Here is a 21,763-nt window from a genome sequence, read left to right as displayed (position 1 = left end):
TTCCCTCGTCACCCCCGCCCGAACCTAGCGGTCAGGATTGAATATTTTGTATGCGTATCAACCAAGGCCGCGCGATATCATCGGCCCCAGCAGATTGGCGACGGGCAGCGGCAGACGCTTCCACAGGTTGATCCTCCGTTGATATTTGGCGCTGGTCGGATTGACGTCGCGCCTGGCGCCATCCGCCGACCAGCCATGATAGACGCGCGGGACAGGATCGAAGCCGAAGCTCTTCTTCCACGCCGCCTGCCCGCTGCCAACCTTGGAGCGGCCGAAATCGAACTGGCTCATGCCACGCGCCCGGCCATGCCCCATCAGCCGATAATACATGAGTTCGTTGGAGCGCAGCCGCCGCGCATCGGCGACGCCGCCGCCCCAATAGGGCATCACCCGCCCCTGATGATAAAGCGTCAGCACCGCGGACACAGGCCGATCACCTTCGCGCACCACCAAAATGTCGGCATCCTCGCCAAACTGTTGCAACACCGAGTGAAACAGCTGTTTGGGGAAGACAGGCGTGCCCAGATTGCGAACGCTGGCCGCATAAACGCGATAATGGTCGCGCCGCAGACGATCGCTGCGCCCGGTTTCGACATTGAGCGACGAATTGGCGAGCGCCTTGCGCAGTTCGGCGCGATGCTTGCGCGGGATGGCGCGCAGGTCCGCTTCGTCATCTGCGGCCAGCGGCCGGACAAAGCCGACATATTCGCCTTCGCGCCGCTGCCAGTCGCCGCCCGGCGCAGGCCCGCCGCGCAATTCCAGCGGCGGACCGCCTCTGTCGCCCGCCAGCCCCTGGGCCGCAACGGCGAGCGCTGCTGTCGCCCGGTCATCCGCAACCAGCAATCCGCCATCGACCGCAAAAGCCGACGACACCAGCGCATCACCGAACAACCGGCTCTTTACATGGTGCAGAGGCAACAAGCCCCGAATTTGGCCAGAGGGCGCGAAGGCGGCGAGCAGCAGCGCGCGGTGCCCCATCGCCTGCGTGATCGCGCGCAGCCAGGCGGTGCGATGAAAGGGCGTGCCGTCGGAATGGGCCATGACGAAAGCGTCGGCAGCCTGCGCCTGAGTGGGATCGTCAACGTCCAGCATCGTGACGCCCAAGCCGGCGAGATTGCCGACCATCATGACGCGCGCGCCGCTTCCGCGTCCGCCAGCGCATCGACGCGAGTCCAGGCGAAATCGCGGGTCAGGCGACGCAGTTTGGCCGCCATCACCGACAGGTTGCTGTAATGACGCAGGCGCGACCGCAGCGGCGCGCCCGAAACGCGCGGTTGGTCCGGGTCGATTTCCCAGGGATGGAAATAGATGATCGCGGGGCGGCCAGCCTGGTCATTGACCTGCCGGATCGCCCAGCGCGAAAAGGCGTATGGCAGCAGGCGGAAAAAGCCCCCACCCCCCGCCGCCAATGTGCGCTTGCCCCATTTGGCGGTGGTGACGGGCAATTCGACCAGATCCGATCCCGCCACCGGCTTCCAGGCGAAGCGCGGCGAATCGGGCCAGCCATAATGGTCGTGCCGGATCGGCGCGACGCTGGAGGAATAGCGATAGCCTTCCTCCGCCAGGATCATATGCGCCCAGGGCGTGCGCGGATCGATGGAGAAGCTGGGCGCGCGATAGCCGGTGACCGCCTGCCCGCTCGCATCCTCCAATATGGCGCGCGACTTGCGCAGGTCGGCGCGAAATTCTTCCGGGGTGAAGGTGAAAACGCGGGCATGGTCGTACCCATGGCTGGCGACTTCATGGCCGGCATCCGCAATGCGCCGCATGAGCGCAGGATAGCGCTCCGCCACCCAGCCCAGGGTGAAGAAGGTCGCTTTGACGTCGGCCTGCGCGAACAGGTCCAGCACGGCGTCGCTATTGGCTTCGACCCGATGGGTCAGGCCGTCCCAGTCGGCACGCTTGAGCGTGCGCTCGAACGCGCCGACCTGGAACCAATCCTCGACATCGACAGACAGGGCGTTCTGCATGATTGTCTAACCTTATCCGTCATATAGGCGTCAGGCGGCGACGCCTGCCTGTACATCCGCCATCCGCTCCTCACGCTCCACCCAGTCCACCAGCAGGGTCAGCACGCGGCGCAGGGCCGTATCCTGCTCCTCGGCGCGGAACTCCAGCGCCGACAGCCGTTCCTCGATCAGGGTGAAACAGCCCTTGAGCGCTTCCGGATCGATTTCCGCCTGTACCGGCTGGCCAAAGGGAATGTGCGACTGCACCGCCCGCAGCGATGCGATCTCGGCGCGCAGCGCCTCGATCTCACCCAGCATGTCGGCGCGCAGAACCTCGATATCGACGGCATCCACCGTGTCCAACGCTTCTGCCGCCGGTTCGACAAAGGATTCGGGTACGGCTTCAACCGACTCGGCTTCGACCAACGGTTCGACGTCATCGAAAGCCTCGACCGCGACCGACGGTTCGGCCTCCACGACGCTGTCGGCTTCGTCCTGCTCCAGCGCGAACGGCGCCGCAACATCGGCAACCTCCGGCTCGGCTTCATCTTCGACGGGGTCAAGCTCGGCTTCCGGTTCGACCACAGACTCCACCGCTTGCGGCGGCGCAAAGGCGGCGAAGGCCGGGCGGGCGAACGGCGCTGCGACGCTGGGCGTCACAGGCTCTTCGACCGCATAATCGTCTTCCGGTTCGACCGGATCGAAGGCGGCCGCGGCGACCGGTTCGATCTCGGCCGTCGTCCTGTCCGGCCGCGCCCAGGCGGCATCCAGTTCGATAGTGTCTTCTTCGGCCAGCTCATCGGCAACCTGATCCTCGGCCGGATGGTAGCTAAAGGGTGGCGGGGCGGGCTGATCCTCGATCTGTTCCTCCTCGACGCTCTCCTCCGCGACCGCCAGTTCGACGGACTCCTGTTCGACCGCTTCCGGTTCCTCGGCGACATCGAGCAGCGACGGCGCAATTTGCGCCGGCGCGATATCGACGTCCAGGCCCATATCCGCCACGACGGCGTCCACGACCTCCTCGTCGATGACGTGCAATTGTTCGATCGCGCCCAGCAGCAGCACCCGGCTGGCCAGCGCGTTCAGGCGACGGGGCACGCCATTCGTCGCCGCATAGAGACCGGAAAAGGCACCCGGCGTGAAGGCCGGATCGCCGCTCCAGCCCGCGATCGCCAGGCGATGAAGGATATAGGGTTCGACTTCATTGGCCATCATCGGTTCCAGATGATGGGTCGCGATCACCCGCTGGCGCAACTGCTCCAGTTCGGGCGACTGGAGAAGGTCGCGAAACTCCGGTTGACCCAGCAGGAATATCTGGAGCAAGGACTGCCCCCCCAACTGGAAGTTGGACAGCATCCGCAATTCCTCGATCGCGGAAACGGGCAGGTTCTGCGCCTCGTCCACGATCAGCAGGCTGCGTCGCCCGGCGCGCGCCTGGGCATGAAGCATGGCTTCGACCTGTTGCAGGATCGCCGCCTTGGACAGGCCGTCGGTGGACAGGCCGAAACTCTGCGCGGCGAGGCGCAGCATGTCGTCGCCCTCCACCTGGGTCGACACGATCTTGACCGCGGTCAGCCGCGCCGGATCGATCGTCTGCATCAGATGGCCGACCAGCGTCGTCTTGCCCGCGCCGATATCGCCGGTGATGACGATGAAACCTTCACCCTGCGCCAGGCCATAACCCAGATAGGACAGCGCCTTGCGATGAGTCGCGCTTTCGAAATAATAATGCGGGTCCGGCGTCAGCTGGAACGGACGGCCCTGCAATCCGTAGAATTGATCGTACATCTCTTCGTCTCCAAGGCGACCGGTTAGAAGCTGTAGCGCAGGCCGACCTGCCCCATCGCGCTGATGATGGTGTCCAGATCATCCGCCTGCACCCCGTCCAGGCCAAGCGAGGCGGAGGCGGACAGGCGGCGAGACAACCCCTTGTAATAGCTGGCGAATGACCCATAGTTCAACACATCTGGCCGTCCACCGCTGGCGTCGAAATAATTAACGTAGCCAACCAGATCGATGCTGTCGCGATCGTTGAACATATAGCTGACCGACCCGTTGCCATACCAGTTTTCGTCCCGCGATCCGCGGATCAACACGGTCTGGCCGTTGGGCGTGATGAACTTGCGCTGCGAATAGCCCGCGCCAATGCCCCAGCCCCACGGCCCGCGCCGCAGCGAATATTGCGTCGATACGCCGCGATAGCGGAAATTGGCGTCGGTGATGCCCGACAAGGCATCGTTGAAGCACTGGCCACCGCCCGTGGTGGAGAAGGCGCAGCCGGTGATGTCTCCGGTGAACGGATTGCGCGCGACGTCGAAATTGCTGCCCGACAGGGCCGCCACGTCGGCGGTGATCATGCGCCCGAAACTGTCTATCCCGTCGAAGACGATGATAGCCACATGGCTGTCGCGGCCCTGCCACAGGAAGCTGCCCTGATAGGTCATGCCGCCATAGCGTTCGCCGACCCGCGCCTGGAGCGTCGTGCGACGGCTGGGCCGCCACAAGACGCCCGCGTCCCAGATGATGTCGTCGAAATTATAGACCAGTGCGCGCGGCGAGCTTTTGTCGGTGACATAGCGGCCGTTGCGGATCAGCGGCACGCCGGCCGCATCCAGTTCGGGCGAGCGCTGGCTGATCTCGATCTTTTCATAGCCGATGCCGCCGACGGCCGCGAGCGTGGGCGTGAGTGGCACGGTCGCATCGACCCGGCCCCACAGGTCCTCAAACCGCTGGTCAAGCTGGCTGGCGTCCTCGCGGTCATAGCCGCCGCTGGCGGTCAGGCCGACGCCCGGCAGCACCGTGTCCGGCGAAAAACCTATCGATCCGTTGAGGCTGTGGGTCCAGCTATCCGCGAAGGAGCCGCCGGCCTGTCCCTGAACGCTGTTCTGGCCGACGCTGTCATCGACCCGCGCATAGCCCAGGCGATAGCCGGCGTTAATATTGAAGTCGCCAAGCTGCGTCGTATAGGACGGCCCGACATAGCCGGACCAGACCTGGCTGGTATAAGTGTCCCGTTGCGTCGACGCGCCCGACAGGCCGTCGGTGCGGACCCGCGTGGCGAGGCCGCCTGCCTGGATGCCCAAACCGCGCGCGACATTGATGGTCGCATGACCAAAACCGCTCAGCACATCCTGATCGACTGCCTGGCTGCTCCAGCCGAAGCTGTGATTATATTGCAGATCGACCGCCGCCTCGACGCGCCTGTTCTGCACCTCGGCGGTCAGGCCCGCGGTGACATTGGTGTAGGTCAGCACGTCGCCGCCGCCCTTGAGCGGTCCCATCACGACCTGATCGACCCCGATATAGGGAACGACATCGACGCGCTTGTCATCGGGCGACGATTGGGCATGGGCGGGCATTGCAGCGGCCAGCGCGACGCAGGAAGCGCCTGCGATCCAGAGCCGAACGATCATGACTGGGATTCCCCCTTGGCGTAATAGCTGCCGAAACGGCGGCCGCCACTGTTGAAGCGGACGGCATTGAGCAAGAGCTGCACCTGCGCGCCGCCCTTCAACAGGCCCGCAGCGTCGCGCACCGCGCTTTCGGGCGTCTTGTCGGCGCGCACGACCAGCAGCGCGATGGCGGCATGGCTGGCGAGCACGGCGGCGGGCGATGCCGCCAGCAGCGGCGGCGAATCGAAGATCACGATGCGGTCGGGCCGGCCATCGGTCAGCCGCTTGAGCAGTTGTTCGGTCCGGGCCGAGGCGAGATATTCGGTGTCGTTGTTGCTGCGCTGCCCGGCGGGCAGCACGGCAAGCGAGGGAATGTCGGTGCGGATCACGCAATCTTCGATCGCAACCATCGGGTCAGCGAGCGCGTCCATCAGGCCGGGGCCGGCCTCCAGCCCCAGTTGCGCCGGGATGCCGGGCTTGCCGAAATCGGCGTCGACCAGCAGGATTTCACGATCCTTCTCCGCCGCCAGGCTGAGCGCCAGGTTGATCGCGCAGAAGGTCTTGCCCTCCCCGCTATGAGCGGAGCAGACGAGGATGCGGTTGCCGCGCGGGTTATTGCGCGGTTGCGACAGCAGGTCGCGCTTGAGCAGGCGGAACTCCTCGCTCATCGTCGTGACCGCACTGTCGGGGCGCAGGAAACCGTCCTCCGCCAGCTTGATCCGGTCAATCGCCTGCACCGGCCCAGTCCAGGCCGGGGCACGGAAGGTCGGCGCGCCGGGAGCATCGGTCACGAAGGCCGCAGGCGTCGGACCGGCGACAGGCGCCAGCGGCAGGTCAGCGGGCACATCGACCGCAGGCGCGGCGCGGCCACGCAGCGCAGCATTAAAGTCGTAAATCTCGGTGGCCCGCTCGATCAGAGATCCCCGGCCCTTGATGGAGCTGTGCTGATTCATGTTCCCTGGCTCCTTCACGCCATACCGCGCTGGACGAATTCGACGACGACCAGCAGCAAGCAGACGGCCACCAGCCCCCCGCTCGCACCGGCGAACCATTTCATGCGTTGCCGATCGACCGCGACCTGCGCCGCGCCGACCGTCTGGCTGATCGATCCGGCGACCGGCAGGCCAAGCGCCTTTTCCAGCCGCGCGGCGGTCGGGAATGCGCCCTTGAGCTGGCCGAGCGCGAAGGCGACCCCGATGCCCGCGCCGATGCCCAGGATCAGCACGCCCAGCAACAGCAGCGGCCGGTTGGGCGCCGACGGCGCGGTCGGGGTGCTGGGCGGCTGGATGACGCGGAACTGGACGGCGCCGGTTTCGGTCTTCACTTCGCCGCGCAGCCTTATTTCCTCACGGTCGCTCATCAACTTGTCATATTGGGTCTTGAGCGCGGTATAGTCACTGTCGAGCTTTTCCTGCTCGGACGCGACTCCGGGTTCATCGACCTGTTTCGACATCATGGTGTTGAGGTCGTTCTGCAACTGCGCCTTGCGCGTGCTGAGCGCCTGCACCGTGGCGGCGCGTTCGGCCTGCATCGACTTGATCGACACATAGGCCGGATTGGGGGTGCCGCCCCCGCCGCTCGCACTACCGCCGCCCGACTTGCGCAGGGCGTCAACCTCCCGTTGGGCCGCGACCACGTCAGGATGGCTGGCGGTCCAGCCGCGCGCGCGCATCGCCGCCAGGTTGGACTGCGCCTGCGCCAGCGGCGTCGCGCCGCCCGACGCGCCAACGCCCGGCAGGGTGGCCGGCGTGCCTGCCAACTGGCCGTTCATCGCACTGAGCGCGCTCTGCGCCTGCACCAGCTGCGAATCGATATTGTTGATCTCCATCCGCGCCGCGTCCATCCGCTGGCTGATCGATCCCGCGCCGGGCAGCAGCCCGACATAGCGCTGGGCGAATGCGACGCGACGCTGGTCGGCCGCTTCCAACTGCTTGCCGCGCGTCGCGATCTGCTGGTCCAGGAAGGCCAGGCTCTGCTTGGTCTGGTTGCGGTCGCCCGACAAGTTCTGTTCCTGGAAAATGTCGATCAACTTCTGCACGATCTGCTGCGCGATGCGCGCATTTGCGCCATCGGACAGGCTCGAATCAGCCGAAATGGCACTGATGTCGATCATGCTGGGGTCAGCCTGCGCCATCACCGTGATATTTTCGCGCAGGGTGGTGATCTTGGCGGCGATGTCGCGCGGGCCGGACACCGATTGGGACAGGTCGGTGTCGCGCACCACCTTTTCCAGATTTTCGGCGCTGGCCAGCGTGCTGCGCACCCGGTCCAGATCCTGCTGCGACTGGACCTGCGTGATACCCACCGTGTCCTGGAGCAACGATTGGGTGTTCACATAGACCCGCGCCTTGGACTGGTAGCTGTTGGGAATGAGCGCGACGCCCAGCCATCCCAGCATACACAGGCCCCAGGCGACGCCAAGCGCCACCCAGCGGCGGCTCCATATGCCATGGAGCAGGACGAGCAATTCATCGTAGAGGCCGGCCATGGTCAGAACATGCTTTCAGGAATGATGATGACATCGCCGGGCGCCAGCATGACATTGGCCTTGGTGTCGCCCTTCTTCAAAAGATCGCCCAGGCGGACCTGATATTCCTTCTGCTTGCCCGTATTCTTGTCGAACCGAACCAGTCGCGCGCGGTTGCCCGCCGCATATTCGGACAGGCCTCCGACAGAAATCATCGCGTCGAGCAGGGTCATGTTCGCGCGATAGGGGATGGACGCGGGTTTTTCCGTCGCGCCCACGATCCGCACCTGCTGGCTGAATGTGCCACTGAAATTGTTGACGATCACCGACACCAGCGGATTTTCGATATATTGGGTCAGCGCCAGCTTGATATCATCGGACAGCATCTTGGGCGTCTTGCCCACCGCGGGCATGTCCGTGATCAGCGGCGTGGTGATGCGACCGTCTGGACGCACCTGCACCTTTGCGCCCAGTTCGGGATTGCGCCACACGAAGATGGTGAGGTCATCAAGCGGGCCGATGATATATTCTTCACCCGGCCCTTCCTGCGTCGACACGAAAGATGCGGGCGGCAATTGCGGCCCGGACGGCGCGGAGGCGCAGCCCGACAAGGCGATAACGGGTAGTGATACGCCGATCAAAAGCCTGGAAACCGACACAAAACGCATAATCTCACCTCTTTGTGCGGCCATGCGCCGGCGGCCGCCAAAGAGGGCAAGGCAACCGGTCAGCACATGGCTTCGGGCCTCTTCTTGCCGGGAAAGGGTAAAGATACCGTTAGGAGTTAAGTCCCAAGCTAATCAGCCAAGTAAAAGTTCGCGAGGACTTGGGTGGCCAAGAAATGCGGCAGGACTTGCCGACGCGCCATAAGCCCCGGCCAGGAAGATGGCTATCAGGTCGCCTTCCCTGACCGGCGGCAGCGCCACCTTGTCGCCCAGCCGGTCGATCGGGGTGCACAGGCAGCCCACCACCGTCACCGGCTCCGTCGCCGGGGCCGCGCCAAAGCGATTGGCGACCGCGATCGGATAGTTGCGCCGCACGACCGTCCCGAAATTGCCGCTGGCGGCGAGTTGGTGATGCAGGCCGCCATCGACCACGACGAAGGTTTCGCCCTGGCTGACCTTCACGTCTATCACACGGGTGAGGTATATCCCCGCCTCCCCCACCAGCCAGCGACCCAGTTCTATCGCGAAGGCGCTGCCCTGCAAAATGTCCGGCAAATTCTCCAACGCGCTGTCCAAAGCTACGCCAATCGGGCGAATATCGAGCCGCTCATCACCGGGGAAATAGGCAAGGCCAAAGCCCCCGCCCAGATTGACCAGCGGCGGCGATGCGCCGACATCGTCCGACAGCCGCGCCGCCAGCGCGATGGTCGCCGCCTGGGTTTCGATGATCGCCAGCGGATCGAGATTCTGGCTGCCGGCGAAAATATGCCAGCCCCGCCAATCCGCGCCCGCGTCGATCATCGCCCGCGCCAGCGCCGCGGCCCGGTCGGCATCGACGCCGAACGGCTTGGCCCCGCCGCCCATCCGCATCCCCGATCCTTTGAGGTCGAAGTCCGGGTTCACCCGCACCGCCAGGCGCGGCGCCTTGCCCAGTTTGTTCGCCACGGCCAGCGCGCGGCGGCCCTCCCCCTCCGACTCCAAATTGATGGTCACGCCCGCGAAGATCGCGGCTTCCAGTTCGTCGTTGCGCTTGCCCGGTCCTGCAAAACTGATCCGATCTGGCGCCATTCCGGCGGCCAGCGCCATCTCCAGTTCGCCGCCCGACGCGATGTCGAATCCGTCCACCTGGGTTCCCATCCGCGCCAGTAGCGGCGCATAGGGGTTGGCCTTGATCGCATAATGCAAGTGCAGCACTTCGGGCATGGCGGCGCGAAAGCGACGGACCTGCGCTTCGACGATATCCATGTCATAGACGAAGAGCGGTGTGTCGCCCGCCTCGTCCACCAGGCTCGCCGCGCCGCAACCGCCGACGATCAACATGCCTTCTTCCTGCGCGAACCAGGCGGGTATCGGTCCCATCGGCTTCATGCGCCATGCGCCTTGGCCAGCGCGACCCGATCGATCTTGCCGTTGGGGTTACGGGGGAAATCTGGGCGCACGACGATATCCTTGGGCTGCATGAAATTGGGCAGTTCGCTCTTGAGATGCGCGGCGACGGCGTGCGCAACCGCAGCGTCACCCGCGCGGATCAGCAGCCGCACCGCCTGCCCCAGCCGCTCATCCTTTATCCCCAGCGCCACCGCTTCGGCGACGCCGGACACGCCGACGGCGGCCTCCTCTATCTCGGTCGGGCTGATCCGGTTGCCCGCCGATTTGATCATCGCATCGTCGCGGCCGACAAAATAGAGCAGGCCATCGGCATCCCGACGCACCGTGTCGCCCGACCAGACCGCCATCCCGCCATAGACCGATGTCGCGGGCGCGGGTTTGAACCGCTCGGCGGTCCGCGCCGGATCGCCCCAATAGCCCTGCGCCACCAGCGGGCCGCAATGGACCAGTTCGCCCGGTTCTTCATCGTTGGTGATGCCGCCGTCCGTGCGGACCACCAATATCTCGGCGAAGGGGATGGCCCGGCCCATCGAATCGGGATGACTGTCCACCAAGGCGGGCGGCAGATAGGTGGAGCGAAACGCTTCGGTCAGACCGTACATCGGGTAGAGGTCGGCCTGGGGGAACAGCGCGCGCAGCTTCGCCACCAGCGGGCGGGTCAGGGCGCCGCCGCTGTTGGTCAGACGACGAAGCTTGGCCGCCACCGCCTCCGGCCAGTCCAGTTCGGTCAGTTGCACCCAAAGCGGCGGCACGCCGGCCAGCGTCGTGATGTCGCGTCGGTCGACCAGCTTCATCACGTCGCGCGGCGTCAGATAGTCGAGTGGATAGACGCAGCCGCCGGCATACCAGGTGGAAAGCAACTGATTTTGGCCATAGTCGAAGCTGAACGGCAGGACGCAGGCAGTACGATCCGCCTGCGTCAGTTGGAGATAATCGGCCACCGCCAACGCGCCCAGCCACAGATTGGCGTGGCTGAGCATCACCCCCTTGGGCCGTCCGGTCGAACCGCTGGTGTAGAGGATCGTCGCCAGACCATCGGGCGCTGCCGCAGACGGGCCGATCGCCTGGCCACCGCTCATCGCGCAGGCGGCGTCATCCTCGCGGTGCAGTTGGCAACCGGCCGGGACTTCATCGGGCGACAGACTGTCGAGTCGCGCCGCGGTCCCGATCAGCAGCAGCGCGCCGCTGTCGGCCAATATGTGTGCGACCTGGGCATGTTTGAGCAGCGGGTTGACCGGCACATGGACCAGGCCCGCGCGCGGCGCTGCCAGCGGCATCAGAGCGGCGACCGGCCCCTTGGCGATCCAACTGGCGACTCGCGCGCCCTTTTCCAGCCCAAATCCCGCCAGCCAACCCGCCAGTCGTCCCAGCGTCTCTTCCAGTTCGGCATAGTTGTAGCTGCCTGAACGGCCGTCCAGCGCGGCTCGCGCCGGATCGCCGCGCAGCAGCAGATGGTCGATCGGCCGCACCTGAGCGCCATCGATCATCGGGCTATCCGTGGGCAAAGGCGGGCTTAACTCCATTTCCAGACTTTTCTCCTATGCCGCACGTTGGTTTTGGATCGCGGTTGGGGCGGAGATAGTCGGTTGCTGGCGCCAAGGGAATATCAGATGCTCGATGAAGCGCGGCAGGCTTTGGCCGGCCGGCTCGACCGCGCGCCTGGATTGGCCCTGTTCGACCGGATCGACTGGTTCGCGGCTCTGCACGATCGCTGCTTCCCTGACCAGCCCGTCCGTATCGTGCAAGCGCAGGAGGGCGATGCGCAGGCCTGGCTGTTCCTGCTCGCCCCCGCCCCCCGCCGCGCCAGCGCGCTCGCAAACTGGTACAGCTTTGCCTGGGCGCCCGTCTTCATCGGCGAACCCGATGCTGCGACCCGGCAGCGGCTGCTCGAAAGCCTGGCCCGGCATTTGCTGGCGACCAGCGCGCAGATCGATCTTTATCCGCTGGAGGATGCCGCGCCGCTGCTGGCCGCGTTGCGGCGCGCCGGCTGGTTCGCGGTGCGGCGGACGATGGGGGGCCGCCACCTGTTGCAAGTCGAAGGGCGCAGCTTCGCCGATTATTGGGCGTCGCGGCCGGGACGGCTGCGCAATCTGGTCAAGCGCAAGGGGCGCGGCGATCCTTTCGCATTGTCGATCGCCACGCGGCTGACCGACGGTCTGTGGCGGGACTATGTCGATGTGCATGACCGCAGCTGGAAGGTGGCGGAACCCGGCCTCGACTTCCTGCGCGACCTGGCCGAGCGGGAAAGCGCGGCAGGGACGTTGCGGCTGGGTTTCGCGCGCCTGGACGGGCGCGCGGTGGCGGCGCAGCTTTGGACGGTCGAGGATGGTATCGCCCTGATCCACAAGTTGAGCCATGACAGCGCCCATGACCATGGTTCCCCCGGCACATTGTTGAGCCATATGATGTTCAGACAGGCGATCGACCATGATCGCGTGCGCATGATCGACTATGGCACCGGCGACAATGGCTACAAGACCGACTGGATGGACAGGCGCGTTCCGCTCCACCGGATCGACGCCTTCAACGCGCGTTTCGCCTCTGCCTGGCTGCCTGCGGCAAGGACCGCCATTTCCGCGCTTGTCGGTTAGGCTTTAAGCCCCTATTTAGCGCGCATCATGCGGGCGCAAAATTCTCAGCCGGTCGACCGGACTCTCGATGTGGACAGCCTGATGCGGGCGCTGCTGCGCGACGTGCTCAGCCTGCCGCAAACCCAGGTCGATAGCTTCGACGCGGACACCCCCCTGTTCGGCGCGCTGCCGGAACTGGATTCGATGGCGGTCGCGGGCCTGCTGACCGAGATCGAGGACCGCTTCGACATCCTGATCGAGGATGACGATATCGACGGCGACACGTTCGAGACATTCGGGTCGCTCGTCGCCTTTGCGCAGGGCAAGCTGGCCTAGCCCACACCGTCCCGCCCGCGGCGGAGGCTTACGCCTCCACCAGTTCCTCGAAATCCTGTTCCGCCAGGAATCTCTCGACGTCGAGCGCGGCCATGCAGCCCATGCCCGCCGCGGTCACGGCCTGGCGATAGATTTTGTCGGTGACGTCGCCCGCCGCGAACACGCCCGGAATCGCCGTGCGAGTCGTGCCCTTTTCCACCAGCAAATAGCCCTCGTCGGTCGGCAGCTTGCCGGTGAACAATTCGGTAGCGGGATGATGGCCGATCGCGACGAAACCGCCATCGGTCGGCTCATGCGACTTTTCGCCGGTCACCGTGTCAATCAGATCGACGCCGACCAGACCTTCTGGCGTCCCGCCGCCGACGAAGCGATCGACAGCCTTGTTCCACAGCACCTTGATGTTCGGATGGGCGTGCAGCCGCTGTTGCAGGATCTTTTCCGCGCGCAGCGAATCGCGACGGTGGATCAAGGTGACGTCATGGCTGTGATTGGTGAGGTAGAGCGCTTCTTCGACCGCGGTGTTGCCGCCGCCGATCACAACCACCTTCTTGCCGCGATAGAAGAAGCCGTCACAGGTGGCGCAGGCCGACACGCCCTTGCCCTGCAAATGCTCCTCGCCCTCCACGCCGAGCCATTTGGCCTGCGCGCCGGTGCAGATGACCAGCGTGTCGGCGACATAGAGGGTGCCGCCATCGCCGCGCAGGCGGAAGGGGCGTTCGGACAGATCGACGTCGACAATCTGGTCGTACATCATCTGCGCGCCGACATGCTCGGCCTGCGCCTGCATCTGCTCCATCAGCCACGGTCCCTGGATCACATCCTTGAAGCCGGGGTAATTTTCGACGTCGGTGGTGATGGTCAATTGCCCGCCGGGCTGCATCCCCTGCACCACGATCGGCGCCAGGCCCGCGCGCGCGCCGTAAATGGCGGCGGACAGGCCCGCGGGGCCGGAACCGAGGATCAACATGCGGGTGCTATGGGTGGCGGTCATATCAGGCTTTCAACTGCGATTCGGGTGGGCGACAGAGATAGGCGGCGAGCGGCGGGGTGCAAGCGAAGGATTTGCTTGGGGGCGTGGAAGCGGCGCTGTGGCGGGGCGTTCGGCAAGCGACGGGCCGAAGTTCACACCATTGTCGGGCTTTGCGGGCCGATAATGTATGCGAAGCCACCGGGACGCTCCTGCGAAGTAACGTCGCGGTCACGCCAGGGTCGCAGCGGTGTGACACTGAGGTCATGGCGAACCGGCACCCAGGCGACGATGACGCGACACCCACGCGGCGGGAACGCACCACCAGCGCAGCGGCGACGCGACGGTTCGTTCGACGGGGTGGGGTGGCAAGGAGAGGGAATGGCTGAACGAGTGGCTCCATCCGACAGGATAGATCAGAAGAAATCCTACATTGGAAGGGGCCGGTGCGGAAAGCCGCCTGTATTGAAACCACCAGAAGCGAACTGCTCTCCCTCCCGCAAGCGGCAGGAGAATGGCAAGCCCCCCTTGTCGGTCATAACTGACAGCATTATTTCAATCGACGGCGAGATACGCTGCGGCGCTGCCCGTGCAGCGCCCAGTAAAAATGCGAAAGCTGAGACTTTCCCAACCATTCCATTCCTCATCCATCTTGCCATCTCACCGCGCAGCTGCGAAGCAATAGCAGCGCAGGCGCGCTCATAGCCTCCGCCCCGATTGGAGCATCATGCGGCGCCATCTTTACCTCATCGCAGGGTTTCTCTCGATCGGCCTCGGCACGATCGGCGCCTTCCTGCCGCTGTTGCCGACCGTTCCTTTCATGATCCTCTCGGCCTTCTGCTTCGCCCGGTCCAGCCCGCGACTGGAGGCGAAATTGCTCGACCACAGGCATTTCGGCCCGCATATTCGCCGCTGGCGGGAACGCGGCGCGATCAGCCGCCGGGGCAAGAAGGCGGCGCTGGCCGCCTTCGCCTTCAGCGTTGCGCTGGCGCTGATCTTTTCCCCCTTCCCCTGGTTCCTCATCCCCGTCGTCGCCGCGCTGATCGGCGGCAGTTGGATCTGGACCCGGCCGGAGGGTTAAAGGGGGGCGGCCATGGGCCAGGCGGCGGACCATCGCGCGGAACGCAGCATCATCGCCGTCACCCCCCTTGTCCGCTTGAACGATCCCGGCGACGACCCGTCGTCAGTTCATCGCCAAAATCATGTTCCGCACCTGCGGATAGACCTGCTTTTCCCATTTGCTGCCTGAAAATACGCCATAATGGCCCACGCCGGGCTGGAGATGGTGGCGCTTCAAATGCGGGCGCAGGCCGGTGCACAGGCCATGGGCGGCGGATGTCTGGCCCACGGCGCACACATCGTCCTTCTCGCCCTCTACCGTCAGCAACGCGGTATGGCGGATCGCGCCGGGATTGACCGGGCGCCCATGCACGGTCAACGCGCCCTTCGACAGCAAGGTCCGCTGGAACACCTGGTCGACTGTTTCCAGGTAGAATTCCTTGGTCATGTCCAGGACCGCGAAATATTCCTCGTAGAAAGTCTTGATCCTGTCCGCCTCGACCGTCTTGCCGTCGGCCAGCAGCTGGTACAGTTCGCGATGCTGCGATCCATGCCGCTCCATGTTCATGGACATGAAGGCCGACAGTTGCAGGAAGCCCGGATAGACCTCCCGCCCGCGCCCGGCATAGCGGAACGGCACGACGGAGATCAGATTCTCCTCAAACCATTCGATCGGCTTTTCATTGGCCAGGTCGTTGACGACGGTCGGCGCCGCATTGGGATCGATCGGCCCGCCCATCAGCGTCATCGATCGCGGCGTCGCCTGGTCCTTGTCCTCCGACATCAGCGCCACGGCGGCCAGCGCCGGCACGCAGGGCTGGCACACCGACACCATATGCGCGCCGGGGCCGATCTGCTGGAAGAAGCGGATCACATAGTCGACATAGTCATCGAAGCCAAAACGCCCGGCTTCCAGCGGCACGTCGCGCGCATTCTTCCAGTCGGTGATGTACACGTCATGGTCGCGCAGCAATGTTGCGACCGTGCTGCGCAGCAAGGTCGAAAAATGGCCCGACATCGGCGCCACGACCAGCACCTTGGGTTGCGCCGCCTCCACATCATCCTTGACGAAGTGCAACAGGTCGCCAAACGGCAGGTCGAGCGTGATTTCCTCGCGCACCGACACTTCCGCATTGCCGCTGGTGACGGTGTGAATGTCATAGGCGGGACGCTTGTGCGTCAGCTTCGCGCCCTGGAACACGTCCATCAGCGCAAACATACGGCGCGGCATCGCCCAATCCGCCATCGGCCCCAATTTGTCGCGAACACCAAGTGCGATCTGCGCCCCGAAACGCGCTGGCGCCAGCATGTCGTTCCAGGCCTGATAACCACTGTAAAGCATACGCATGATGAAGGTTGAGCCTTGTCCTGTGTGCGCGAACCGAATCGGTATTTCGATGAAACGCTATACATGCTTTTTATGTTGCGCCGCATCATCATAAATGTGAGGCTGACCGTAAGCAGGAGGGTATGCCATGGCGATCGCGGAACTCACTCTTTCCAGCAAGAATTATTCCTCCTGGTCGTTACGCGGCTGGCTCTTGTGCCGACTCGCGGGGTTGCGGGTGGTGGAAAAGACGATCGCGCTCGATGATCCCGAAAATCGCGCCGAACTGCTGCTCCTGTCTCCTTCGGTGCTGGTGCCCCGCCTGACGCATGAGGACGCCAGCGTGTGGGACACGCTGGCGATCGCGGAATATCTGCACGAACTCTATCCCAATGTCGGCATGTATCCGGCCGATCGCATCGCCCGCGCTCATTGCCGGTCGGTGTCGGGGGAAATCCATTCGGGCTTCGCCAATCTGCGTTCCGCCCTGCCGATGAATTTGAAGGTGCGCCACGCGCGCTTCCCAATCTTTTCCGGGGCCAAGCCCGATATCGACCGGATTGAAACGATCTGGGCCGAATGTCTGGGCAGCTACGGCGGTCCCTGGCTGTTCGGCGAGGAGCCGACCGTCGCCGACGCCATGTTCGCGCCGGTGGCCCAGCGCTTCCTGACCTATGCCGTCCCGCTGTCCGCCACATCCGCCGCCTATTGCCAGACGATCAACAGTTGGCCGCTGATGCGCGAATGGATCGAGGATGCGCGCAACGAACCGGAAGAGATGGCCGAACTCGAAATCGAGTTCTGAACGCCCTTTCGCCCATCGTCGCAGCGGTTTAGACCGGCGGGATGATGACACGCATCCTCGCTTTGGCCCTCGGCCTGACCGCCGCCCTGCCCCTCCACGCCCAGACCGACCCCAAGCAGTTGGAACGATCGGTTCGCACGCTGGCGTCCGACCTGTTCCAGGGCCGTGCGCCCGGCACCGTGGGGGAGGAACGGACGATCGGCTATATCGTCGCCCGCTTTGAACAATTGGGTCTGGAGCCCGGCGGCCCGGACGGCCAGTGGGTGCAGACTGTACCGTTGCTCCACACCCGCCTCGGCCAGGCGGAAACGCTGTCGATCGCGCAAAATGGCGCGTCCACGCCCTGGAGCTTCGGCAAGCAGATCTATCTCTCCACCCTGCAACCCAAGGACAATGTCGCGATCGCCAAGGCGCCCTTGGTGTTCGTGGGCTATGGCGTCTCCGCCCCTGAACGCGGCTGGGACGATTTCAAGGGCGTGGACCTGAAGGGCAAGATTGCCGTCTTCCTCATCAACGACCCGGATTTCGAGGCGGCCAAGAGCGAAGACCCGTTCGGCAAGTTCGGCGGCAAGACGATGACCTATTATGGCCGCTGGACCTACAAATTCGAAGAAGCCGCCCGCCACGGCGCGGTCGGCGCGCTGATCGTCCATGACACGCCGGGTGCGGGCTATGGCTGGAACGTCGTCACCAGCCCGGCTGGCGAGAATTACGATCTGGTCCGCGCGCCCGACAAGCTGACCAGCCTCCAGGTGCAAGGCTGGGTCGAGGGCGAGGCCGCGAGCAAGCTGTTCGCCGGCGCAGGCCTCGATCTCGCCGCGCTGCGCAAACAGGCGCGATCGGCCAAATTCAAGCCGGTCGCGTTGAAGGGCGCGACCTTCTCCGCCGCCTTCCCGGTGACCCAGGAAGTGGTGCAGAGCGCGAACGTCCTCGCCCGCATCCCCGGCGCCAAACGCCCTGACGAAACCGTCATGTACGGCGCCCATTGGGACGCCTATGGCGAGGGCGCGCCGGACGCGCAGGGCCGCATCTATCGTGCTGGAGCCAATGACGACGCGCTCGGCATGGCCGGCCTGTTCGAAATCGCCCGCGCGTTCAAGGCGGCGCCTGCACCCGACCGCTCGGTCGTCTTCGCCGCCTGGACCGCCGAGGAACGCGGGCTGCTGGGATCCGAACATTATGCCCAGAACCCCGTCTATCCGATCGACAAGACCGTCGCCAACCTCACCATCGACGTGCTCCAGACCGCCGGCAAGGCGAAGGACGTGATCCTGATCGGCAAAGGCCAGAACAGCCTGGAAGACGATCTGGCGACGTTCGCGGCAAAGCAGGGCCGCGTCATCACACAGGAAAGCCTGCCCGAACGCGGCCTTTTCTACCGCGCCGACCATTTCTCCATGGCCAAGCGTGGCGTGCCTGTCCTGCTGATGATGGGCCTGGCGGGCGCATCCGACCTGGTCGAGGGCGGCCGCCCCGCGGGCCAGGCCTGGATCGACGCCTATACCGGCACATGCTATCACCAGGCCTGTGACGCCTGGGGGCCGGACTGGCGAATGGAGGGGGCGGCGCAGGATATCGACCTGATGCGCGACATCGGTCGTGACTTGGCGAACTCGACCCGCTGGCCGGAATGGAAGGCCGGTTCTGAGTTCAAGACCATCCGCGACAAAAGCGCCTCGGCGCGCAAGTAAAACAACGAAGGTAGGTCATTAACTCAACCGATAGAGCCCCGCCCCGTGCGGCGGCAGCATCGCGCTTACCCGCTCCCTCTGCTGCGCCAGCGCCTTGCCCGCCCACAAATCGCGCACCGCGACCGGCCCGCTAATTCCCAGATCGCGCAGCCCGATCCCGACCTCGCGCGCCTTGTCGCCGGTATTGAACAGTGCGACATAGCGGCCCTTGCCACCCTGCGCGATCGCCGACCAGACGCGCACGCCATCCGCCACGAAATGCGGGCAATTGCCTTCGCTTGCCTGATTGACCGCCAGCACCTCTTCATTAGTCAGCAGCGCCAGCGTCGGCGCATCCAGATGCCGCAAATCGCCCCCCATGATGAGCGGCGACCGCGCGATCGCCCATAGCGTCATCAACGTCTGCTGCTCATCGGGGGTGAAGCGCGTATCCCGCTCCCCCAGCGCCAGCCGCCCCAGCGGTAGCATGTCGGCGTCGGGCCATGACCCCGGCCCGCGCCAGGGCGTCCAATTCTCCAGCCGTGTGAACTGCGCCTCCAGCATCGCCCAATCATCCCAGAAATCGTCGGAGATGCGCCACATCTGCGCATATTTGCGGACATGATCGCCGCGGATCACCGGCGTTTCACCTGGCGACAGGCTCAACATGATCGGCCACCCCGTCGCCATGATCGCCTTGTGCGCCGCTTCGATCTCCGGCGCATGGGCGTCATACGGCCGGCTCATATCGTCCATCTTGACGAAATCCACGCCCCAGTCGGCATAGAGGCGAAAGATACTGTCATAATAGGCCTGCGCGCCCGGCCGCGTCATGTCGACGCCATACATATCGGGGTTCCAGGAACAGATGCTTGCTATGTCGGCCACATCCCTCGCGCGATAGCGCGTCCCCAGAATCGGCAGGTTCGCGTCCACCGCCGCCCGCGGGATGCCCCGCATCACATGGATGCCGAACTTTAGGCCAAGCGCATGGACCGCCTTGGCCAGCGGCGCAAAGCCCTTGCCGCCCGCGCTCGACGGAAACCGATTTGGCGCCGGGATCATCCGGCCATAAGCGTCCATCGCCGGCTTGGGCGCGGCATTATAAGTATAGCTCGACGCTTCCGGCTCATACCATTGGATATCGACGGTGAAGATATCATAGCCGAACGGCAGCAGCTTTTCCGCCATGATGGCGGCCGTCTCGCGCGCTTGGCGCTCGGTGATGGTCGTGGCGAAGCTGTTCCAGCTATTCCATCCCATCGGCGGCCGGGGCGCCAGCACCGCCTTGCCCGGCTCGGCAGCATCCGCCGCCCGCGCGACGCTAACCGCCGCCATCCCCGCCATGCCGGCCGCGAACAGATCGCGGCGGCTCGTTTCCACTGTCATCTTCTTCATTTGTAGGAGTTAATAGAGAGGCCGCGGCAAGATCAAGCCGCAACTAAAGTCTCGTTCCCGCCAGCCATTCGCCGATCATTGCCCTGCCCGCGGCTACCGCGATCGGGCCATGCAGGTCGTGATCCTCCCGCAACGCGATGCCGCATTGCTGCGCCACGTCCAAGTCGGCCCAAAAATGGGTCAGCCAATCCTCGAACCGCGGGTCTTCGCCCATCTCCGCATGAAATTGCAGCGCCAGCAGATTGGACCCGCGCCGGAACGCCTGATGCGCATATTTGGGCGTTGATGCCAGCAAATCGACATTGTCGGGCAGATCGAACGTGTCGCTGTGCCAATGCAACACCGGCACATCGATCAAATGGCGCAGCGGCGACGCCATGCCCGCCCCGTTCACGCTGACCGGCGCAAAGCCCAATTCCATATGCCCGCCGGGATAAACAGGCGCGCCCAGCGCCGCCGCAATCATCTGACTGCCCAGACACACGCCCAGCGTCGGCCGATCGGCCGCCAGCCGCGACGCCAGCTTCTCGATCTGCGTCGATATCCAGGGGTGGATGTCCGTTTCATACACGCCCATCGGCCCGCCCATCATGATCAGCAAGTCGGGATCGCACAGGTCCACGCCCGCGAAATCGGGGCTGGCGACATCGATCCGGTCGATATGATAGCCGGCCGCCTCGATCGGCTGCAAATAGCCTGCGGCGCCTTCGCGCGGCACATGTCGGACGATCAATGCTCTTTTCATTATCTCTTGTGCTAACCAGCCTCGGCGCGCGACGCCAGCCCAGCCTTTCTTGGGCGTCGAAAATTGCGGCTATCGGCTTGGCCCCGCGCAGCAGCCGTGATTTAACCAATCAGTTTGCCGAATCCGTGCTCCGACGGGGAGCCGTCCGCCGTCGATGCGCCCATAGACGCAGTAAATGCTTTCATCGGCGCATCGGACGAGCTTTGGTCGATCGGGCGGCAATCCGCGTCAGTGGCGACTTGGCTTCACTTAATTAGCCCGGCGGCCTTTTGCGAAAATCAAGCAATGCTTCCGCCAGATAGCCGCGCAACACGGCGCGATCTATTTTTAAGCGGGTATTTTCTCCCCCCGCTAGGCAGGAAGAAAGCGCCGGCATAGCCTGACCATAAGCAAGGCGTTCCTCCCCGCTTCCCGCCTTGCTGCGCATCAGCGTATCGATCGCCGGCGCGTTGCGCGCGACGGCGCAATCCGCATAGGCTTGATAGGCGCTGGTCCCTTCCGCCACGACAGGCGCAGGCGCGTCCGGGCGGGCGGGTTCCACTGGCGGCGTTGCAAAGCGGTTAAGATAAAGCTGTTCGGCCAACGCGCCGCGCATCCAATTGCCCTTCATGCGCAGCTTTCCGTGCCTCAGACATCCCTTACGACTTTTGGCGATAGCGTTGAAACGGGCTGTTTCTTCCCGCGTTCCTGGGCGCGTCGCCAGTGCATCCGCCGCCGTCCGCGGCGACCCGCGCACCACGCACCGCGCAAAATCGATCATGCTATCTTCGGCGGCGTCACGGCCATATGCGCCGAAATCCCTCGCCGCCGGCGCATCGGCCTCCTGCGCCTGCACGTTCGTCCCCGCCAGCAACATGACAATTGCGATGCTCATCTTCACGCGCCATCTCCTTCGGGTCAGCCTGATGGCTTTCAGACGGTCATGACAAAATTATGATTGGTCGGGTGCCGGCGGCGCTTTTACCCTGAACGCATGAACAAAGGGCTTTCCCTCCAGAGAATACCCTTTGTTCAGGTCATCGGC

Annotated in this window: 18 protein-coding genes and 1 pseudogene; 5 read left to right on the top strand and 14 right to left on the bottom strand. The window is 64.6% G+C overall.

Translation table 11 applies throughout. The features are described from left to right. Positions 1-57: 57 nt before the first annotated feature. From EWH12_RS05615 to EWH12_RS05570, 9 genes and pseudogenes are all read right to left on the bottom strand, one after another. Positions 58-1,128, bottom strand: a complete 1,071-nt coding sequence (locus EWH12_RS05615) for a FemAB family XrtA/PEP-CTERM system-associated protein (RefSeq protein WP_129925968.1) — start codon at positions 1,126-1,128, stop codon at positions 58-60. Continuing rightward, on the bottom strand, positions 1,125-1,970 hold the full coding sequence (locus EWH12_RS05610; RefSeq protein WP_066603433.1) for an XrtA system polysaccharide deacetylase: 846 nt from the start codon (positions 1,968-1,970) through the stop codon (positions 1,125-1,127). Before EWH12_RS05610 ends, EWH12_RS05615 begins: the two co-directional genes overlap by 4 nt. 899 nt (positions 1,971-2,869) lie before the next feature. Continuing rightward, positions 2,870-3,737 (bottom strand): annotated as a pseudogene (locus EWH12_RS05600) (XrtA/PEP-CTERM system-associated ATPase); the annotation flags it as partial. Positions 3,738-3,760: 23 nt separating this feature from the next. Further along, positions 3,761-5,362 carry a hypothetical protein gene (locus EWH12_RS05595; RefSeq protein ID WP_129925967.1) on the bottom strand — a complete coding sequence of 534 codons (1,602 nt, stop codon included), beginning with the start codon at positions 5,360-5,362 and terminating at the stop codon, positions 3,761-3,763. Beyond that, positions 5,359-6,294, bottom strand: a complete 936-nt coding sequence (locus EWH12_RS05590; protein WP_129925966.1) for an AAA family ATPase — start codon at positions 6,292-6,294, stop codon at positions 5,359-5,361. Before EWH12_RS05590 ends, EWH12_RS05595 begins: the two co-directional genes overlap by 4 nt. A gap of 14 nt (positions 6,295-6,308) precedes the next feature. Then, positions 6,309-7,829 (bottom strand): XrtA system polysaccharide chain length determinant, encoded by a 1,521-nt coding sequence (locus EWH12_RS05585; protein WP_066603455.1) that lies wholly within the window; start codon positions 7,827-7,829, stop codon positions 6,309-6,311. Positions 7,830-7,831: 2 nt separating this feature from the next. Then, positions 7,832-8,476, bottom strand: a complete 645-nt coding sequence (locus EWH12_RS05580) for an XrtA/PEP-CTERM system exopolysaccharide export protein (protein WP_066603463.1) — start codon at positions 8,474-8,476, stop codon at positions 7,832-7,834. Positions 8,477-8,608: 132 nt separating this feature from the next. After that, positions 8,609-9,841 carry a pyridoxal-dependent decarboxylase, exosortase A system-associated gene (locus EWH12_RS05575; RefSeq protein ID WP_129925965.1) on the bottom strand — a complete coding sequence of 411 codons (1,233 nt, stop codon included), beginning with the start codon at positions 9,839-9,841 and terminating at the stop codon, positions 8,609-8,611. Next, positions 9,838-11,349, bottom strand: coding sequence for an acyl-CoA ligase (AMP-forming), exosortase A system-associated (locus tag EWH12_RS05570; protein ID WP_129925964.1), 1,512 nt, complete (start codon positions 11,347-11,349; stop codon positions 9,838-9,840). Before EWH12_RS05570 ends, EWH12_RS05575 begins: the two co-directional genes overlap by 4 nt. A gap of 99 nt (positions 11,350-11,448) precedes the next feature. Here EWH12_RS05570 and EWH12_RS05565 point away from each other — a divergent pair, with 99 nt between their 5' ends. Together EWH12_RS05565 and EWH12_RS05560 are read left to right on the top strand one after the other, a co-directional pair. After that, a complete protein-coding gene (locus EWH12_RS05565) occupies positions 11,449-12,453 on the top strand; it encodes a GNAT family N-acetyltransferase (protein ID WP_129925963.1) in 1,005 nt (334 codons plus the stop codon). 27 nt (positions 12,454-12,480) lie between these two features. After that, complete coding sequence (locus EWH12_RS05560) at positions 12,481-12,768, top strand: phosphopantetheine-binding protein (RefSeq protein WP_066603469.1); 288 nt, start codon at positions 12,481-12,483, stop codon at positions 12,766-12,768. Positions 12,769-12,796: 28 nt separating this feature from the next. On the opposite strand, the gene trxB is transcribed toward EWH12_RS05560, so the two are convergent. Then, positions 12,797-13,759, bottom strand: coding sequence for a thioredoxin-disulfide reductase (trxB, locus tag EWH12_RS05555; RefSeq protein WP_129925962.1), 963 nt, complete (start codon positions 13,757-13,759; stop codon positions 12,797-12,799). 703 nt (positions 13,760-14,462) lie between these two features. On the opposite strand from trxB, the gene EWH12_RS05550 reads away from it, so the two are divergent. Beyond that, the gene (locus EWH12_RS05550; RefSeq protein WP_066603475.1) at positions 14,463-14,816 is read left to right on the top strand and encodes a YbaN family protein; all 354 of its coding nucleotides are present in this window, start codon (positions 14,463-14,465) and stop codon (positions 14,814-14,816) included. Positions 14,817-14,918: 102 nt separating this feature from the next. Here the strand turns inward: EWH12_RS05550 and EWH12_RS05545 are convergent, their stop codons facing one another. Next, positions 14,919-16,142 carry a polyhydroxyalkanoate depolymerase gene (locus EWH12_RS05545; protein ID WP_066603480.1) on the bottom strand — a complete coding sequence of 408 codons (1,224 nt, stop codon included), beginning with the start codon at positions 16,140-16,142 and terminating at the stop codon, positions 14,919-14,921. A gap of 127 nt (positions 16,143-16,269) precedes the next feature. On the opposite strand from EWH12_RS05545, the gene EWH12_RS05540 reads away from it, so the two are divergent. Then, on the top strand, positions 16,270-16,926 hold the full coding sequence (locus tag EWH12_RS05540; RefSeq protein ID WP_066603481.1) for a glutathione S-transferase: 657 nt from the start codon (positions 16,270-16,272) through the stop codon (positions 16,924-16,926). Between the two features lie 44 nt (positions 16,927-16,970). Then, positions 16,971-18,617 carry a M28 family metallopeptidase gene (locus EWH12_RS05535; protein WP_129925988.1) on the top strand — a complete coding sequence of 549 codons (1,647 nt, stop codon included), beginning with the start codon at positions 16,971-16,973 and terminating at the stop codon, positions 18,615-18,617. Positions 18,618-18,635: 18 nt separating this feature from the next. On the opposite strand, the gene EWH12_RS05530 is transcribed toward EWH12_RS05535, so the two are convergent. The 3 genes from EWH12_RS05530 to EWH12_RS05520 form a co-directional block, all read right to left on the bottom strand. Beyond that, positions 18,636-19,985 carry a glycoside hydrolase family 27 protein gene (locus tag EWH12_RS05530; protein ID WP_129925987.1) on the bottom strand — a complete coding sequence of 450 codons (1,350 nt, stop codon included), beginning with the start codon at positions 19,983-19,985 and terminating at the stop codon, positions 18,636-18,638. A 52-nt stretch (positions 19,986-20,037) separates the two neighbouring features. Further along, entirely contained in the window at positions 20,038-20,739 is a 702-nt protein-coding gene (locus EWH12_RS05525; protein ID WP_066603482.1) for a glutamine amidotransferase, read from the bottom strand. 253 nt (positions 20,740-20,992) lie between these two features. After that, positions 20,993-21,613: a hypothetical protein gene (locus EWH12_RS05520; RefSeq protein ID WP_066603483.1), complete on the bottom strand. Its 621-nt coding sequence runs from the start codon at positions 21,611-21,613 to the stop codon at positions 20,993-20,995. Between the last annotated feature and the right edge of the window lie 150 nt (positions 21,614-21,763).

Origin of the sequence: Sphingobium cupriresistens (assembly GCF_004152865.1) — a bacterium.
Classification (GTDB): domain Bacteria; phylum Pseudomonadota; class Alphaproteobacteria; order Sphingomonadales; family Sphingomonadaceae; genus Sphingobium; species Sphingobium cupriresistens.
This window is presented reverse-complemented; position numbering and strand designations above follow the sequence as displayed.

Excerpts from the sequence above, each read along its gene's own strand:
- EWH12_RS05615 (WP_129925968.1), bottom strand. The coding sequence starts at position 1,128 with ATGATGGTCGGCAATCTCGCCGGCTTGGGCGTCACGATGCTGGACGTT.
- EWH12_RS05610 (WP_066603433.1), bottom strand. The coding sequence starts at position 1,970 with ATGCAGAACGCCCTGTCTGTCGATGTCGAGGATTGGTTCCAGGTCGGC.
- EWH12_RS05595 (WP_129925967.1), bottom strand. The coding sequence starts at position 5,362 with ATGATCGTTCGGCTCTGGATCGCAGGCGCTTCCTGCGTCGCGCTGGCC.
- EWH12_RS05590 (WP_129925966.1), bottom strand. The coding sequence starts at position 6,294 with ATGAATCAGCACAGCTCCATCAAGGGCCGGGGATCTCTGATCGAGCGG.
- EWH12_RS05585 (WP_066603455.1), bottom strand. The coding sequence starts at position 7,829 with ATGGCCGGCCTCTACGATGAATTGCTCGTCCTGCTCCATGGCATATGG.
- EWH12_RS05580 (WP_066603463.1), bottom strand. The coding sequence starts at position 8,476 with ATGCGTTTTGTGTCGGTTTCCAGGCTTTTGATCGGCGTATCACTACCC.
- EWH12_RS05575 (WP_129925965.1), bottom strand. The coding sequence starts at position 9,841 with ATGAAGCCGATGGGACCGATACCCGCCTGGTTCGCGCAGGAAGAAGGC.
- EWH12_RS05570 (WP_129925964.1), bottom strand. The coding sequence starts at position 11,349 with ATGATCGATGGCGCTCAGGTGCGGCCGATCGACCATCTGCTGCTGCGC.
- EWH12_RS05560 (WP_066603469.1), top strand. The coding sequence starts at position 12,481 with ATGCGGGCGCAAAATTCTCAGCCGGTCGACCGGACTCTCGATGTGGAC.
- trxB (WP_129925962.1), bottom strand. The coding sequence starts at position 13,759 with ATGACCGCCACCCATAGCACCCGCATGTTGATCCTCGGTTCCGGCCCC.
- EWH12_RS05550 (WP_066603475.1), top strand. The coding sequence starts at position 14,463 with ATGCGGCGCCATCTTTACCTCATCGCAGGGTTTCTCTCGATCGGCCTC.
- EWH12_RS05545 (WP_066603480.1), bottom strand. The coding sequence starts at position 16,142 with ATGCGTATGCTTTACAGTGGTTATCAGGCCTGGAACGACATGCTGGCG.
- EWH12_RS05540 (WP_066603481.1), top strand. The coding sequence starts at position 16,270 with ATGGCGATCGCGGAACTCACTCTTTCCAGCAAGAATTATTCCTCCTGG.
- EWH12_RS05535 (WP_129925988.1), top strand. The coding sequence starts at position 16,971 with ATGACACGCATCCTCGCTTTGGCCCTCGGCCTGACCGCCGCCCTGCCC.
- EWH12_RS05530 (WP_129925987.1), bottom strand. The coding sequence starts at position 19,985 with ATGACAGTGGAAACGAGCCGCCGCGATCTGTTCGCGGCCGGCATGGCG.
- EWH12_RS05525 (WP_066603482.1), bottom strand. The coding sequence starts at position 20,739 with ATGAAAAGAGCATTGATCGTCCGACATGTGCCGCGCGAAGGCGCCGCA.
- EWH12_RS05520 (WP_066603483.1), bottom strand. The coding sequence starts at position 21,613 with ATGAGCATCGCAATTGTCATGTTGCTGGCGGGGACGAACGTGCAGGCG.